Origin of the sequence: Citrobacter sp. RHBSTW-01044, assembly GCF_013781945.1 — a bacterium.
GTDB lineage: Bacteria > Pseudomonadota > Gammaproteobacteria > Enterobacterales > Enterobacteriaceae > Citrobacter > Citrobacter braakii.
On record NZ_CP056180.1, the window covers coordinates 4,544,152 to 4,559,306 of the forward strand.

13 protein-coding genes are annotated in these 15,155 nt (G+C 53.4%); 6 read left to right on the plus strand and 7 right to left on the minus strand.

Annotated features, from left to right (window positions below; translation table 11 throughout):
* Positions 1–195: 195 nt before the first annotated feature.
* The gene (locus HV352_RS21745) at positions 196–510 is read left to right on the plus strand and encodes a DUF485 domain-containing protein (protein ID WP_016155370.1); all 315 of its coding nucleotides are present in this window, start codon (positions 196–198) and stop codon (positions 508–510) included.
* Positions 507–2,156, plus strand: coding sequence for a cation/acetate symporter ActP (gene actP / locus HV352_RS21750; protein WP_016155369.1), 1,650 nt, complete (start codon positions 507–509; stop codon positions 2,154–2,156). Before HV352_RS21745 ends, actP begins: the two co-directional genes overlap by 4 nt.
* Positions 2,157–2,197: 41 nt before the next feature.
* Here the strand turns inward: actP and HV352_RS21755 are convergent, their stop codons facing one another.
* Together HV352_RS21755 and HV352_RS21760 are read right to left on the minus strand one after the other, a co-directional pair.
* Positions 2,198–2,887 carry an LrgB family protein gene (locus HV352_RS21755; protein WP_016155368.1) on the minus strand — a complete coding sequence of 230 codons (690 nt, stop codon included), beginning with the start codon at positions 2,885–2,887 and terminating at the stop codon, positions 2,198–2,200.
* A complete protein-coding gene (locus tag HV352_RS21760) occupies positions 2,880–3,290 on the minus strand; it encodes a CidA/LrgA family protein (RefSeq protein ID WP_016155367.1) in 411 nt (136 codons plus the stop codon). Before HV352_RS21760 ends, HV352_RS21755 begins: the two co-directional genes overlap by 8 nt.
* 101 nt (positions 3,291–3,391) lie before the next feature.
* Here HV352_RS21760 and HV352_RS21765 point away from each other — a divergent pair, with 101 nt between their 5' ends.
* Positions 3,392–4,282: a LysR family transcriptional regulator gene (locus tag HV352_RS21765; protein ID WP_016155366.1), complete on the plus strand. Its 891-nt coding sequence runs from the start codon at positions 3,392–3,394 to the stop codon at positions 4,280–4,282.
* An 84-nt stretch (positions 4,283–4,366) separates the two neighbouring features.
* Here HV352_RS21765 and HV352_RS21770 read toward each other — a convergent pair whose 3' ends face one another.
* The 3 genes from HV352_RS21770 to soxR all read right to left on the minus strand — a co-directional run bounded on the left by HV352_RS21770 (position 4,367) and on the right by soxR (position 8,583).
* Positions 4,367–6,013 (minus strand): Na+/H+ antiporter, encoded by a 1,647-nt coding sequence (locus tag HV352_RS21770; protein ID WP_016155450.1) that lies wholly within the window; start codon positions 6,011–6,013, stop codon positions 4,367–4,369.
* A 157-nt stretch (positions 6,014–6,170) separates the two neighbouring features.
* The gene (gene ghxP, locus HV352_RS21775; RefSeq protein ID WP_016155449.1) at positions 6,171–7,520 is read right to left on the minus strand and encodes a guanine/hypoxanthine transporter GhxP; all 1,350 of its coding nucleotides are present in this window, start codon (positions 7,518–7,520) and stop codon (positions 6,171–6,173) included.
* A 604-nt stretch (positions 7,521–8,124) separates the two neighbouring features.
* Positions 8,125–8,583: a redox-sensitive transcriptional activator SoxR gene (soxR, locus tag HV352_RS21780; protein ID WP_016155363.1), complete on the minus strand. Its 459-nt coding sequence runs from the start codon at positions 8,581–8,583 to the stop codon at positions 8,125–8,127.
* Positions 8,584–8,669: 86 nt separating this feature from the next.
* Between soxR and soxS the strand changes: the two genes are divergently transcribed.
* On the plus strand, positions 8,670–8,993 hold the full coding sequence (gene soxS, locus HV352_RS21785; RefSeq protein WP_016155362.1) for a superoxide response transcriptional regulator SoxS: 324 nt from the start codon (positions 8,670–8,672) through the stop codon (positions 8,991–8,993).
* Between the two features lie 2 nt (positions 8,994–8,995).
* Here the strand turns inward: soxS and HV352_RS21790 are convergent, their stop codons facing one another.
* The gene (locus HV352_RS21790) at positions 8,996–10,582 is read right to left on the minus strand and encodes an EAL domain-containing protein (RefSeq protein WP_016155448.1); all 1,587 of its coding nucleotides are present in this window, start codon (positions 10,580–10,582) and stop codon (positions 8,996–8,998) included.
* A gap of 551 nt (positions 10,583–11,133) precedes the next feature.
* On the opposite strand from HV352_RS21790, the gene HV352_RS21795 reads away from it, so the two are divergent.
* Positions 11,134–11,415 carry a YjcB family protein gene (locus tag HV352_RS21795; RefSeq protein ID WP_016155360.1) on the plus strand — a complete coding sequence of 94 codons (282 nt, stop codon included), beginning with the start codon at positions 11,134–11,136 and terminating at the stop codon, positions 11,413–11,415.
* A 66-nt stretch (positions 11,416–11,481) separates the two neighbouring features.
* On the opposite strand, the gene ssb1 is transcribed toward HV352_RS21795, so the two are convergent.
* Positions 11,482–12,009: a single-stranded DNA-binding protein SSB1 gene (gene ssb1, locus HV352_RS21800; RefSeq protein WP_016155359.1), complete on the minus strand. Its 528-nt coding sequence runs from the start codon at positions 12,007–12,009 to the stop codon at positions 11,482–11,484.
* A gap of 251 nt (positions 12,010–12,260) precedes the next feature.
* On the opposite strand from ssb1, the gene uvrA reads away from it, so the two are divergent.
* Complete coding sequence (uvrA, locus tag HV352_RS21805) at positions 12,261–15,083, plus strand: excinuclease ABC subunit UvrA (protein ID WP_016155358.1); 2,823 nt, start codon at positions 12,261–12,263, stop codon at positions 15,081–15,083.
* Positions 15,084–15,155 lie beyond the last annotated feature (72 nt).

The window sequence follows — 15,155 nt, forward strand, 5'->3', positions numbered from 1 at the left end:
CTACAAATCCTACCCCTACCCCTCCCCTGACCGGGAGGGAAAATATAATAACCCACCCCAAAGGATTTCGCGTTGCAGGAAGGCGGCAAGCGAGCGCATCCCCAGGAGCATAGTTCACTATGTGACTGAGGTGGGCGAGTGCGGCCAACACACTTGCAACGTGAAAGACGAAGGGGGCCTCTGGAGAACTCTGTGATGAATGACTCTATTTATCAGCGGATAGAAGACAGTGCGCGTTTCAGGGAGTTAGTTGAAAAAAGGCAACGGTTTGCCACTATTCTGTCCATCATCATGCTGGCAGTTTACATCAGCTTTATTTTACTGATTGCCTTTGCGCCTGGCTGGCTGGGTACGCCGCTACACGCGGGAACCAGCGTCACCCGGGGTATTCCGATTGGGGTCGGTGTGATCCTCATCTCCTTCATCCTGACCGGGATCTATATCTGGCGGGCAAACGGTGAATTCGACCGCCTGAACAATGCGGTTCTGCACGAGGTTAAAGCATCATGAAGAGAGTCCTGACGGCGCTTGCCGCCACGCTGCCCTTCGCCGCAAACGCGGCGGATGCTATTAGCGGTGCAGTCCAACGCCAGCCAACCAACTGGCAGGCGATTGTCATGTTCCTGATTTTCGTCATCTTTACGCTCGGTATTACTTACTGGGCGTCTAAGCGCGTACGTTCGCGTAATGACTACTACACCGCCGGCGGTAACATCACTGGTTTCCAGAACGGGCTGGCGATTGCGGGCGACTATATGTCGGCGGCATCGTTTCTCGGGATTTCCGCGCTGGTGTTTACCTCCGGTTATGACGGGCTGATCTATTCACTCGGCTTCCTGGTCGGCTGGCCAATTATCCTGTTCCTGATTGCTGAGCGTCTGCGTAACCTGGGGCGTTACACCTTTGCAGATGTTGCTTCTTATCGTCTGAAGCAAGGACCAATCCGTATTCTGTCGGCCTGTGGTTCTCTGGTGGTGGTCGCGCTGTATCTGATCGCCCAGATGGTCGGCGCAGGTAAGCTGATTGAGCTGCTGTTTGGTCTGAACTATCACATCGCCGTCGTACTGGTTGGCGTGCTGATGATGATGTACGTCCTGTTTGGCGGCATGCTGGCGACCACCTGGGTACAGATCATCAAAGCCGTTCTGCTGCTGTTCGGCGCCAGCTTTATGGCCTTTATGGTGATGAAGCACGTCGGCTTTAGCTTCAACAACCTGTTCACCGAAGCAATGGCGGTACACCCGAAAGGTTCAGCCATTATGAGCCCGGGCGGACTGGTAAAAGATCCGATCTCCGCCCTGTCGTTAGGTCTCGGCCTGATGTTTGGTACGGCAGGCTTGCCGCACATCCTGATGCGCTTCTTTACGGTCAGCGATGCCCGCGAAGCGCGTAAGAGCGTGTTCTATGCCACCGGTTTTATGGGTTATTTCTACATCCTGACCTTTATCATCGGCTTTGGTGCGATCATGCTGGTGGGCGCTAATCCGGCGTATAAAGACGCTGCTGGCGCGCTGATCGGCGGTAACAACATGGCGGCGGTTCACCTGGCAAATGCGGTGGGCGGCAACCTGTTCCTGGGCTTCATCTCAGCCGTGGCGTTTGCCACCATCCTGGCGGTGGTTGCAGGCCTGACGCTGGCGGGCGCATCGGCCGTTTCTCACGACCTGTACGCCAACGTGTTCCGTAAAGGCGCAACCGAACGTGAAGAACTGAAGGTGTCGAAAATCACCGTACTGGTGCTGGGCGTGATTGCCATCCTGCTCGGCGTGCTGTTTGAGAACCAGAATATCGCCTTCATGGTAGGTCTGGCGTTTGCTATCGCAGCCAGCTGCAACTTCCCGATCATTCTGCTCTCCATGTACTGGTCAAGACTGACCACGCGTGGCGCGATGTTGGGCGGCTGGTTAGGTCTGCTGACGGCGGTGGTGCTGATGGTGCTTGGCCCGACGATTTGGGTCCAGATCCTTGGTCACGAAAAAGCCATTTTCCCGTATGAATATCCGGCGCTGTTCTCCATCAGCGTAGCGTTCCTCGGGATCTGGTTCTTCTCTGCTACCGATAACTCAGAAGAAGGTAATCGCGAACGCGAGCAGTTCCGTGCCCAGTTCATCCGTTCCCAGACCGGGTACGGCGTAGAACAAGGTCGCGCGCACTAACCACACCTACTCATCCCCGGTCTGAACGACCGGGGCATTTTTCAGAACATCACCATCGCGACCAGCGGCGCAACCAGCACCATCACCACGCCGGAAAGCATCATCACCAGGCTGGCGACCACGCCCTCCTGCTGGCCGAGCTCATAAGAGCGCGCCGTGCCCGCACCATGCGAGGCTGCGCCAAATCCTGCGCCTTTCGCCATCCCTTCCCGAATAGAAAGCCGTAAAAACAGTACATCGCCAACTGCCATACCGAATACACCTGTCACTACCACGAACAATGCCACCAGGTCTGGTTGCCCGCCCAACGGCTCTGCTGCCGCCAGCGCAAATGGCGTAGTGACGGAGCGCACCGCCAGGCTACGCTGGATTTCATCAGGCAACATAAACAGACGCGCCAGCCACACGGAACTGGTAACGGCCACCAGCGTTGCCGTCACTACGCCCGCCGTCAGTGACATCCAGTGCCGCTTAATCACGGCAAGGTTGTCATAGACCGGAACGGCAAAGGCGATGGTCGCAGGGCCTAACAGCCACAGCAGCCAGTGCGATTCACCAATATAGTTTTGCCAGGAGATATGCCCAAAGACCAGCATCAGGACCAGCAGCGCCGGAGTGAACACTAACGGCATCAGCGGTAATTTACGAAAACGGCGATACAGGCGCTTGTTGGCAAAATAGATGCCCAACGTAATCACCAGACACAGCACGCTTAGCTGGAAATTACTCACGGTTTAGCCTGCTCATTTCATAGCGATACACTTTATCCACGACCCACGCCGTTGCGCCAAGAACCATCAACGTACTTAGCGCAATGACGGCAAATATGCGCCAACCATCGACCAACAACAGCTGCGTATAGTTGACGACAGCCACCACCGCCGGAACAAAAAACAGCAACATTTCAGCCAGTAACCAGCGAGCGCCTGCGCGAATCCAGTTCAGCGGGATAACCCGACAGACAATCAGCGCCAACATCAGCACCATCCCAACCAGGTTGGCAGGAAGCGGCAGATGCAGCCAGGAGACAAGATATTGAGCAAATACAAATAGACCTGCGTACAACAGAACCTGAACGGGGATCTGGAGTCGATGAATAACGGCAGGCGTCACGCGGCTTATCGCCACAGCCATGAGGGTATGTCCTTAAAAAATAGAGAGCGCCAGTATAGAGAGCCCCCGTCCAGGACTGAAATGAATTAAACTCATTGCAGGCATAGTCTTAAGGAATAATCATGGATATCAGAACGCTGCGCTATTTTGTTGAGGTGGTTCGTCAGCAGAGCTTTACCCGCGCAGCGGAGAAGCTTTTTGTCACCCAGCCCACCATCAGCAAGATGTTGAAGAACCTTGAAGACGAGCTTAACTGCACGCTGTTAATCCGCGACGGTCGGCGACTGCTGTTAACCGACACTGGACAGGTTGTTTTCGAACGCGGCCTGGCGATCCTCGCCGAGTTTCGCCAGCTCGAAGCAGAACTCAGCGACATTAATCACCTCAACAAGGGAGTGCTGCGCCTCGGCATCCCCCCCATGGTCGGTATGTTGATGGCCGGGCCTATCAGCCTGTTTCGCCAGCGCTATCCCGGCGTTGAACTGAAGGTGTCTGAATTTGGAGGCTTAACCGTCCAGCAGGCGGTGATGAATGGCGATCTGGATGTCGCGATGACCGCGCTGCCGGTTGAAGAAGAGAGCGGCCTGGCGACCTTACCGCTTTTTAGCCATCCGCTCTGCGTGCTGGTCCCCCGTTCCGGTCAGTGGACAACGTGTGAATCCATTTCCCCCGAGGCGTTAGCGGAGCATCCCCTGCTTATCTATAACGAAGATTTCGCGTTGAGCCGTCAGCTGCTTGAGCTGTTTAACCAGCACAACGTCAAACCCCGCATCGCGGTACGCAGTGGGCAGTGGGATTTTCTGGCGGCGATGGTGCAAGCCGGAGTCGGGATCGCCATTTTACCGGAGCCGATTTGCCAGCGGTTGGATAAGCAGACGCTGCGCTGGATCCCTTTGGAGAGTGATTTACGCTGGCAGTTGGGCATGATTTGGCGCGAAGGTGTGTATCTGTCGCACAGCGCCCAGGCGTGGCTCAAATGCTGTGAAGGGTTCTGGCTAACGCAAGAGTCGTAAAATGCCGGATGCGGCTTAACGCTTATCAGACCTACAATTGGATTCCGTAGGCCTGATAAGCGTAGCGCCATCAGGCACAACCGTTTATTCGTTCTCGATCAACAGCGCTTCCAGCAAATCCAGATCGTGCAGCAGTTTTTGCAGCGTCTCATTGCTGATTTCCCGCGTGGCGCGCAGGTGATAAAGTTCCGCACGCTCGGAACGCAGGGCCGCCAGACGGAAACGCCGCTCGAGGTTTTCTTCCTGCATCGAGCTTTCCACGTCGTTGCGTCCGTCGGCGCGTCGACGCAGGTTACCGATGACGCGTGAACTCACCTCGGTGAGCAACTGATTGTCGATGTTCTCTTCGGTGTCTGCGGCCAGACGCTCCTCCATTTTCTGGATGGCGACAATCGCCACTTCCGCCGTGGCAGCGCGGGCAATTCGTTCCTCTTTCTGCTGCTGCGAGTGGTCTGCCACTTCCAGGTGTTGCAGCAGAAGCGGCAGCATCACCACGCCAACAAACAGCGAGAACAGAATCACGCCCGCGGCAAGGAAGATCAGCTCATATCGCGCCGGGAAGCCGCTACCATCCGGTAACAGCAACGGAATAGAGAGCACACCGGCGAGAGTAATGGCCCCACGCACGCCCGCAAAGGAGGCGATCATGATTTCACGCGTCGTCCAGGAACCAAACTCCATCGGCTTTTTCTTCAGGAAGCGCAGGCTAAACTTCTTCATCGTCCACAGCCAGCCAAAACGTACCAGCATCAGCGCCACGTAAATCAGCACGATATCGGTAAACAGCATCCAGATTTCAACATTCGGATCGGCTTCTGCCGCCGCCAAAGAAGACTCCAGAATCCCCGGCAACTGCAGTCCTAACAGCAAGAAAACCATGCCGTTAAACACAAACTCCAGCATCGCCCAGGTGCTGTTAGCACGTAAACGCATCGCCAGCGGCGCCCGGCGCATTACCCCGGAACGGGTGATCGTCATCCCGGCTGCGACCGCCGCGAGGATGCCGGAAACACCGATGTGTTCCGCAATCAGGTAAGACGCAAACGGCAGCAGGAACAGCAGAACGATTTGCGTTGCCGGTTCATCACCACCCCAGCGGCTGAGAAAACGCAGGGAGCGCCCGTACAGCCAACTGACGACAAAACCGGCCAGGATACCGCCAATCGCTACCTTGAAGAATTCAAGCGTTGCGCCACCAACCGTAAACACCATCGTGCCCATCGCCACGGCGACGGCAAATTTCAGTGACACCAGACCGGAGGCGTCGTTCATCAACGCTTCGCCCTGCAGGATACCCATGATTTTCTTCGGTATGCGTCCCTCCCCCACAATGCCGGAAAGCGCAACGGCATCGGTTGGCGACAGGACAGCGGCCAGCGCAAAGGCGGGGATGAGAGGGATCCCCGGCACCAGCCAGTAAATCATAAAGCCAATCCCGACCACCGTGACCAGAACCAGCGCCAGCGCAAGGCCGAAGATCTCTCGCCCGTGCTCCAGAAACTCACGGGTTGGCGTCTTCCAGCCATCGGCGAAGAGCAGCGGCGGGATGAACAGAACCAGAAAAAGCTCAGGATCGAATTCCACATGCAAACCAAACGTCGGCCACGCCAGCAAGGCGCCGATGGCGATCTGCATAAGGGGTAAAGGGAGTTGGAATGGCAATACGCGAGTAAAAACCCCCGACAGCGAGACCACAAGGGTCATGATGAGTATGGTGAAAAAGATTTCCATGCGTTCCCTGTTTGCGATGTTTCTTATGATCAGTGATGAGAGGCGTCGTGCCTCAATTCTATCTACTTGAGAGTAACGCAAAAGACAACGAGAGTGTTGTGAAAATAAAAACGGGCGGCCAAAGCCACCCGTTTTCAGAATCTTCATCAAATGAGGATTAGATAGCCCAACCACCAGCGTAGAAGGCCACCAGCGCGATGGCGATGACCACTGTGCCGATGTTCAGTTTGCGCCATTCGCCAGAGACGATACGGCCAATCACCAGGGTAGCAAAGCCAATCATAATGCCGGTCACGATGTTACAGGTCAGCACGATAAATACGGCCGTTACCAGCCCCGCCATAGCGTCGACAAAGTCAGCAAAGTCGATTTTCGCTACGTTGCTCAACATCAGCAGGCCCACATACATCAGCGCAGGTGCCGTTGCATATACTGGTACAAGATAAGAGAGCGGAGAGAGGAACAGGATCAGCAGGAACAGTACGCCAACGGTGATCGCCGTCAGGCCAGTTTTGCCGCCTGCCGCCGTACCCGCTGCGGATTCAATATAAACCGCCGCCGGTGCAGCGCCCACCAGGCCAGAGAACACGCTGCTCAGGGAGTCGGTGGTCAGCGCTTTGCCGCCGTCAATAATCTGTCCGTCTTTATCCAGCAGATTCGCCTGTCCGGCTACCGCACGGATGGTTCCGGTCGCATCGAAGACAGCGGTCATGACCAGCGCCAGCACGCTCGGCAGTACGATCGGGTTTAGTGCGCCCATAATATCCAGGCTACCGATCAGCGAGTTACCGTTTTCGTCGCTCAGAGAAGGCATGGCAAAAATACCGGAGAAATGTACGGCCGGGTCGAAAATCAGACCCACTACGGAAATACCGATAATAGTCAGCAGGATACCGCCAGGTACTTTCAGTTTTTCGAGGCCAATAATCACCGCCAGACCTACCAGCGACATAATCACCGGGAAGGTATCGAAATCGCCCAGCGCAACCGGCAGGCCGTCCAGCGGGTTTTTAATAACCAGACCCACGCCGTTTGCCGCAATCAGCAGCAGGAACAGGCCGATACCAATCCCCGTACCGTGCGCAACACCCTGCGGTAGATTGCGCAGGATCCAGCTACGAATACCGGTCGCGGAAATGATGGTAAACAGGACACCCATCAGGAACACCGCACCCAGCGCAACAGGCACACTGATATGTTGTCCCAGTACCAGGCTGAATGCGGTAAACGCCGTCAAAGAAATGGCGCAGCCAATCGCCAGCGGCAGGTTTGCCCACAGGCCCATCACAATAGAACCGACGCCCGCGACCAGACAGGTTGCCACAAATACAGCAGCAGGCGGGAATCCGGCTTTACCCAGCATCCCCGGAACCACGATAACGGAGTAGACCATGGCCAGGAACGTCGTTAATCCGGCAACGACTTCCTGACGAACGGTACTGCCGCGGAGCGAAATTTTAAACCAGGCGTCGAGTGAACCGCCGGTACGCGCTGAAGGCGTAGACATAGAAAACATCCCCTGAGAGTTTATTTTTTCGTCATTATGCGTGCTGGACAATCCACTGCCTGCTAAACGTTTTCTCCATGTGCCAGGTTTGCGTCAATAGGGGTGTCGCAAAAAAGCAAACGTTTAGCTCCGCGCATAAAAAACGGGTGGTAAAAAAAAGCAAACGATTATCCAGCGATCATACGCTGGTTTTCAACTGAACTTTGCCGCTTTTTACTCATTTCTTCTTATAACGCGCAATAAATAATCAGTCGATGCGCAAACGTTATCGTCAATGCGCAGTCTGGCAACAAAATTTGCGGAGTTATTACAACATCGGTGTGCCTTTTTCACGCAAACTTGCGCAAGAAAACCGGTGAAGATGCGGAAAATTTTTTGGCTAAAAAATCACCATTTCACTGGTAAATGGAGAGAGGTGGCTTACAATTACATTATCAACACAGACCGGAACCTCACCTAATGTGCTCGACTGAGGGGTGTTGATGTCGGGGGAAACCCTCCCGTGAACCAGCGGGATAGAGTGAAAGACAAAGACCGGAACCAAACTAAAGCGCCCTCTGTGGCGCTTTAGTTTTATATCCGTCAATCCATCAGATATTTCACATCAATCATCTTCCAGCAGACGCGCCCCGGTCCCCTTCTCGCCAAGCTGATCGCCTGGGTTACGCAACGGGCAATCGCTGCGCGACAAGCAACCGCAACCAATACACCCATCCAGTTCATCGCGTAGCGCCACTAAAGTATGAATGCGTCGATCCAGCTCTTCACGCCATTGCGAAGAGAGCTGCTTCCACTCTTTAGCACTGAGCGAATGTCCTTCAGGTAATACGCCGAGCGCGTCACCGATCGTTGCCAACGGGATCCCGATGCGTTGAGCAATCTTGATAATCGCCACATAACGCAACACATCACGTCTGTATCGGCGCTGATTGCCGCTGTTGCGCATACTGCTGATTAACCCTTTGCTTTCATAGAAATGCAGGGTTGATACCGCTACGCCGCTACGCTTTGCGACTTCACCTGGCGTAAGCAGCGCTTTTATTCGGGGTAATTTCTTTTCCATAAATCGCTTTACCTCAAGTTAACTTGAGGAATTATACTCGCCCACAGACAAAACGACGAATCGAATACTGAAAAAGAGGCAGCCCTATGTCCCATCAGCAGATTATTCAGACCCTTATTGAATGGATTGACGACCATATCGATCAGCCGCTGAACATTGAGGCGGTGGCGAAAAAATCAGGTTACTCGAAGTGGTATTTACAGAGAATGTTCCGCACGGTGATGCGCCAGACGTTGGGTGACTATATCCGCCAGCGTCGACTCCTGCTGGCTGCTGTTGAACTGCGGACGACCGAGCGACCTATTTTCGATATCGCGATGGATCTTGGTTATGTATCACAACAAACCTTCTCACGCGTGTTTCGCCGCGAGTTTGATCGTACCCCCAGCGATTACCGCCACCGCCTGTAAGATTATTGCCCGCTCTGCGTCAGTATGGCGGGCGACCGTTGTATCCAGTGCATGAACTCCTGTGGCGGCAGCGCCTTCGCAAAATACCAGCCCTGACAATACTGTACGCCACGTTCGCGCAGCCACTCGATTTGCTCAACCGTCTCTACCCCTTCCGCAATCATCTTCAGGTGTAAGCTTTGCGCCATTTCGATGATATGTTCGGCAATCAGGTGACTGGTGCTGTTGGTGGACAACGTACTAATAAACGATTTATCGATCTTCAGGATATCGATATTCAACGCGGATAAATTGTGTAGATTGGAATATCCCGTCCCAAAATCATCAAACGCCACTTCATAACCCGCCTGACGAAACGCCTGGATTACCGCGGTCATTTTATCTACATCAATAAACCCGCGCTCGGTCACCTCGACTTTAATTTGCTGGGCCGCCACAGAGTACTCACGGTTTTTGTCGGTAATCAGGGCAATAAGTCGGGATGAATGAAAGTCAGAAGCAGAGAGGTTTATCGAGATATAAAGCTGAGGATGCGCCGAAAGAAAATATCCCAAATCGTTGAATACCTCTTCAATCACGTAATCCGTGATCCGCTCAATCATTCCCTCTTTTTCAGCCAGCGGAATAAACTCGGTTGGGCTCATTACTTCACCATCACAGCCCGGCCAGCGCAGCAGAGCCTCAGCCCCTACGCACTGGCCGTTTTCGATATCAATGATCGGCTGGTAGTGCAGACACAGTTGACGTTTTTTGATTGCGCGTTTTAACAAGCGGCGGGGAGATAAGTATTCCTGACGCGTGCGCCACCACATTAACAGCATCAGGATGCTGCAGATAATCCCGAAAGGAATCGTTAACGCAGCCTCATGATAGAAAATCGAATGTATGCGTTTATCCGAGGTCGACACAATAATCGCAATCGGGCGTTTTTCTGAATGCACTTTGGTGTAAAAGCGATCGTCCAACTGGAAGGTTGAGGCTTCACCGTGCACTAACGGCAATAACTGCGCAATAGGCGCCCCTTCGCTGGCAGAGAAAAAAGTACCCGTTACCGTGTCATACACGCCCCAGGACAGGTCCGGGTCATCTGACATAACTTCGCTGTAAGATAATGGGTTGATGACGACAACGTAGTTTCCACGTTGCATATACGTCATTCTGTAGCCAGCGAAAAAGGGGGTATCGCGATAGTAATAGATGGAGATGTCCGGCGTACGTTTATAGTCGGCGGTCGGCATAATATAGGCGACTGGCGGCGCCATCGACGTAGAGCACAAAAAATGATCGCCCTGCGCATAAATTAGCTCGCTGATATATAAACGACCACGAATAATATCTAGCATATTTTTCTGATGTGCCGGGGTACACATCTTACCTTGATACAACAGGGCCATATCTCGCGCTAAATCGGCTTGTTGGATCACCAATTCAGTTTTATTTAACACCAGTTGCGCAAAAGAGCGAAGTTGATTACGGGTTTCGGACATTGCCCGGATTTGAGCAAACCATAACGCCAGCACCACGGGGAGCAATACCACCATGAATGTTCCGAGGAACTTCAGTATCTTGCGTCGCGCACTGTGATTCATGTCAGCCCTGTTTCCCTGTTTCGTATATGCCAGAACCCATTAAGGCAAGATGCTATAAACACCGACTGATTAAGTTGCATGAATCTATCAGTATTAGCAACAGACTTCTCTATGTAAAAGTCTGATAATAGTTGATGATGATATTATTTTTCCGTAAGGCAAACTTAAAGTTATGCTTATTTCATAACGTTATTATCCTCAAGGAGTAATTTTTTATAAGCACTATCCTGGCTTTATTTAAGAAATTCATTAGATTTTTTTAACGATGAATTTAGGATAAATAAAACAGGTAACAAAAATGCATCTTTAAGATTGATTATTTAGTATCATTGCTTCCTTAAATATAACCACATATTTAACATGGTTATCATCCTGCAAAAAATACGCCCAACACTGGTGAACAAACGAGCATATGTGATATAGTTCACAAAAATCATGTAACAGAAACGATGTTTCATTCATGTTATTGCCCGTCGATAGCCAGAGTACTACACCCTCGGTGAACACCCCCGCGCTGTCCTGGGCATCCAGACTTTCTGAGGACGTTTTTCATGGCAACGATAACAACTGGCGTGGTTCTTCTGCGGTGGCAATTACTCAGTGCAGTGCTGATGTTTTTAGCCAGTACGCTCAATATCCGTTTTCGTAAATCAGATTATATTGGCCTGGCCGTCATTAGCAGCGGTTTAGGGCTGGTATTTGCCTGCTGGTTTGCGACCGGATTACTCGGCATAACCCTGGTGGATATGTCCGCAATCTGGAAGAACATTGAAACCGTAATGGTTGAAGTGATGAGTCATACACCGCCAGACTGGCCGATGGTGTTGAACTGATAACAGAATTGCATATGGCTACCCCAGTTCTGAGGTAGCCATAATTTTCAGCGAAAAGCAGAAGGATTAGAACGGAATATCGTCGTCGAAATCCATCGGCGGCTCATTAGACGGCGCTGCCGGAGCCGACTGCTGCTGCGGGCGAGACTGCGCGCCGCCGCTGAACTGATTGCCACCTTGCGGCTGCTGAGGCTGACCCCAACCACCCTGCTGCTGGCCGCCACCTGCCGGAGCACCACCACCCTGACGACCGCCCAGCATTTGCATGGTGCCGCCAACGTTAACCACAACTTCAGTGGTGTACTTTTCTACGCCGGATTGATCGGTCCATTTGCGGGTACGCAGCTGACCTTCGATATAGACCTGGGAACCTTTACGCAGATATTCGCTGGCAACTTCCGCCAGTTTGCCGAACAGCACCACACGGTGCCATTCAGTCTGCTCTTTCATTTCGCCGGTCGCTTTATCACGCCAGGATTCGGAAGTAGCCAGCGTAATGTTGGCAACTGCGCCACCATTCGGCATATAGCGTACTTCCGGGTCCTGGCCCAGATTACCGACGAGAATCACCTTGTTTACGCCTCTGCTGGCCATGATCGTGTCTCCTGAAAAACGTTACTGAATAAGTGTAAGCGCGGGATTGTAGCATTTCCAATAGCGCTTTTACTACGTTGCGAGATCGATTCCAGTAAACAACCCCAGACAGACATTGTTGCACAGGCATCTGCGTTTTGCATTCCAATACTGTATATCCATTCAGGTCAGGTTGTGTCATAATTAACCGTTTGTGATCGCCGGTAGCACCATGCAGCCAGGCAAAAAAGCGTTTAATCCGGGAAAGATGAATGGATAAGATCGAAGTTCGGGGCGCCCGCACCCATAATCTCAAAAACATCAACCTCGTCATCCCGCGCGACAAGCTGATTGTCGTCACCGGGCTTTCGGGCTCAGGCAAATCTTCGCTCGCTTTCGACACCTTGTATGCCGAAGGGCAGCGTCGTTACGTTGAATCCCTTTCCGCGTACGCACGTCAGTTTCTGTCGCTGATGGAAAAGCCGGATGTCGACCACATTGAGGGGCTGTCTCCCGCCATCTCAATTGAACAAAAATCGACATCCCACAACCCGCGATCCACGGTAGGTACGATTACCGAAATTCACGACTATCTGCGTCTGCTGTTTGCCCGCGTTGGCGAACCGCGCTGCCCGGATCACGACGTTCCCCTGGCGGCCCAGACCGTTAGCCAGATGGTGGACAACGTTCTGTCGCAGCCGGAAGGCAAACGTCTGATGCTGCTGGCGCCGGTGATTAAGGAGCGTAAAGGCGAGCATACTAAAACGCTGGAAAACCTGGCAGGCCAGGGCTATATCCGCGCCCGTATCGACGGTGAAGTGTGCGACCTTTCCGATCCGCCCAAGCTTGAACTGCAAAAGAAACACACTATTGAAGTGGTGATTGACCGCTTTAAAGTACGCGACGATCTCACCCAGCGACTGGCTGAATCCTTTGAAACCGCGCTGGAACTGTCCGGTGGTACGGCGGTGGTCGCCGATATGGACGATCCGAAAGCGGAAGAGTTGCTGTTCTCCGCCAACTTCGCCTGCCCGATCTGCGGCTACAGCATGCGCGAGCTGGAACCACGTCTGTTCTCGTTCAATAACCCAGCGGGCGCATGCCCGACCTGTGACGGTCTCGGCGTGCAGCAGTATTTCGATCCTGACCGTGTGATCCAAAATCCGGAACTGTCGCTGGCCGGTGGTGCTATCCGCGGCTGGGATCGCCGTAACTTCTATTACTTCCAGATGCTTAAGTCACTGGCGGAACACTATAAATTCGACGTCGAAGCCCCATGGGCCAGCCTGAACCCTGCCGTGCATAAAGTGGTGCTGTACGGTTCCGGTAAAGAGAATATCGAATTTAAATACATGAACGATCGCGGCGATACGTCCGTACGCCGCCATCCGTTCGAAGGCGTATTGCACAATATGGAGCGCCGTTATAAAGAGACGGAATCCAGCGCGGTACGTGAAGAATTAGCCAAGTTCATTAGCAACCGACCGTGCGCCAGCTGTGAGGGGACGCGTTTACGCCGGGAAGCCCGCCACGTATTTGTCGAAAATACGCCGCTGCCCGCGATTTCCGACATGAGCATCGGTCACGCCATGGATTTCTTCAACAACCTGAAGCTTGCGGGTCAGCGAGCGAAGATTGCAGAGAAAATTCTCAAAGAGATTGGCGATCGTCTGAAGTTCCTGGTTAACGTCGGCCTCAACTATCTGACGCTGTCGCGTTCAGCAGAAACGCTCTCCGGCGGCGAAGCCCAGCGTATTCGTCTGGCAAGCCAGATCGGCGCAGGTCTGGTCGGCGTAATGTACGTGCTGGATGAACCGTCTATCGGTCTGCATCAGCGCGATAACGAGCGTCTGTTGGGTACGCTTATCCACCTGCGTAATCTGGGCAATACCGTCATTGTGGTTGAGCACGATGAAGATGCGATTCGCGCCGCTGACCACGTCATCGACATCGGCCCCGGCGCGGGCGTTCACGGCGGCCAGGTGGTTGCCGAAGGTACGCTAAAAGATATCATGGCCGTGCCTGAGTCGCTGACCGGCCAGTACATGAGCGGTAAGCGCAAGATTGAAGTGCCGAAACAGCGCGTGGCGGCAGACCCGGAAAAAGTGTTGAAGCTGACCGGCGCGCGCGGTAACAACCTGAAAGATGTCACGCTGACGCTGCCGGTTGGTTTATTTACCTGCATTACCGGTGTTTCCGGTTCGGGTAAATCGACGCTAATTAACGACACGCTGTTCCCGATTGCGCAGACGGCGCTGAACGGCGCCACGCTGGCTGAACCCGCGCCATATCGTGATGTTCAGGGCCTGGAACATTTCGACAAAGTGATCGACATTGACCAAAGCCCGATTGGCCGTACGCCGCGCTCTAACCCGGCAACCTACACCGGCGTGTTTACGCCAGTGCGCGAACTGTTTGCCGGCGTGCCGGAGTCGCGTGCGCGCGGTTATACTCCGGGTCGTTTCAGTTTTAACGTCCGCGGCGGACGCTGTGAAGCTTGTCAGGGCGACGGCGTGATCAAAGTCGAAATGCACTTCCTGCCGGATATCTACGTGCCGTGCGATCAGTGTAAAGGCAAGCGCTATAACCGCGAAACACTGGAGATTAAGTACAAGGGCAAGACTATCCACGAAGTGCTGGATATGACGATTGAAGAAGCGCGTGAGTTCTTCGATGCCGTTCCGGCGCTGGCGCGTAAGCTGCAAACGCTGATGGACGTGGGTCTGACGTACATTCGACTGGGTCAGTCCGCCACCACGCTCTCGGGCGGTGAAGCGCAGCGCGTGAAGCTGGCGCGTGAACTGTCCAAACGCGGTACCGGTCAAACGCTGTATATTCTCGATGAACCGACCACCGGTCTGCATTTTGCGGATATTCAGCAACTGCTGGACGTGCTGCATCAACTCCGGGATCAGGGCAACACCATCGTAGTGATTGAGCACAATCTGGACGTGATAAAAACCGCTGACTGGATTGTCGATCTCGGTCCGGAAGGCGGCAGCGGCGGCGGGGAAATTCTGGTTTCAGGCACACCAGAAACGGTCGCTGAGTGTGAAGCCTCACACACGGCCCGTTTCCTCAAACCACTGTTGTAATCATGCCGATGGCGCTACGCTTATCAGGCCTACAAAATATGCATAATTGCTTGTAGGCCGGATAAGGCGCTG

What these genes read in the sequence shown, in the direction of transcription:
- HV352_RS21770 (WP_016155450.1), bottom strand. Translation starts at nt 6,013, where the DNA reads ATGGAAATCTTTTTCACCATACTCATCATGACCCTTGTGGTCTCGCTG.
- HV352_RS21760 (WP_016155367.1), bottom strand. Translation starts at nt 3,290, where the DNA reads ATGGCTGTGGCGATAAGCCGCGTGACGCCTGCCGTTATTCATCGACTC.
- soxS (WP_016155362.1), top strand. Translation starts at nt 8,670, where the DNA reads ATGTCCCATCAGCAGATTATTCAGACCCTTATTGAATGGATTGACGAC.
- HV352_RS21745 (WP_016155370.1), top strand. Translation starts at nt 196, where the DNA reads ATGAATGACTCTATTTATCAGCGGATAGAAGACAGTGCGCGTTTCAGG.
- HV352_RS21765 (WP_016155366.1), top strand. Translation starts at nt 3,392, where the DNA reads ATGGATATCAGAACGCTGCGCTATTTTGTTGAGGTGGTTCGTCAGCAG.
- ssb1 (WP_016155359.1), bottom strand. Translation starts at nt 12,009, where the DNA reads ATGGCCAGCAGAGGCGTAAACAAGGTGATTCTCGTCGGTAATCTGGGC.
- soxR (WP_016155363.1), bottom strand. Translation starts at nt 8,583, where the DNA reads ATGGAAAAGAAATTACCCCGAATAAAAGCGCTGCTTACGCCAGGTGAA.
- actP (WP_016155369.1), top strand. Translation starts at nt 507, where the DNA reads ATGAAGAGAGTCCTGACGGCGCTTGCCGCCACGCTGCCCTTCGCCGCA.
- uvrA (WP_016155358.1), top strand. Translation starts at nt 12,261, where the DNA reads ATGGATAAGATCGAAGTTCGGGGCGCCCGCACCCATAATCTCAAAAAC.
- HV352_RS21790 (WP_016155448.1), bottom strand. Translation starts at nt 10,582, where the DNA reads ATGAATCACAGTGCGCGACGCAAGATACTGAAGTTCCTCGGAACATTC.
- HV352_RS21795 (WP_016155360.1), top strand. Translation starts at nt 11,134, where the DNA reads ATGGCAACGATAACAACTGGCGTGGTTCTTCTGCGGTGGCAATTACTC.
- ghxP (WP_016155449.1), bottom strand. Translation starts at nt 7,520, where the DNA reads ATGTCTACGCCTTCAGCGCGTACCGGCGGTTCACTCGACGCCTGGTTT.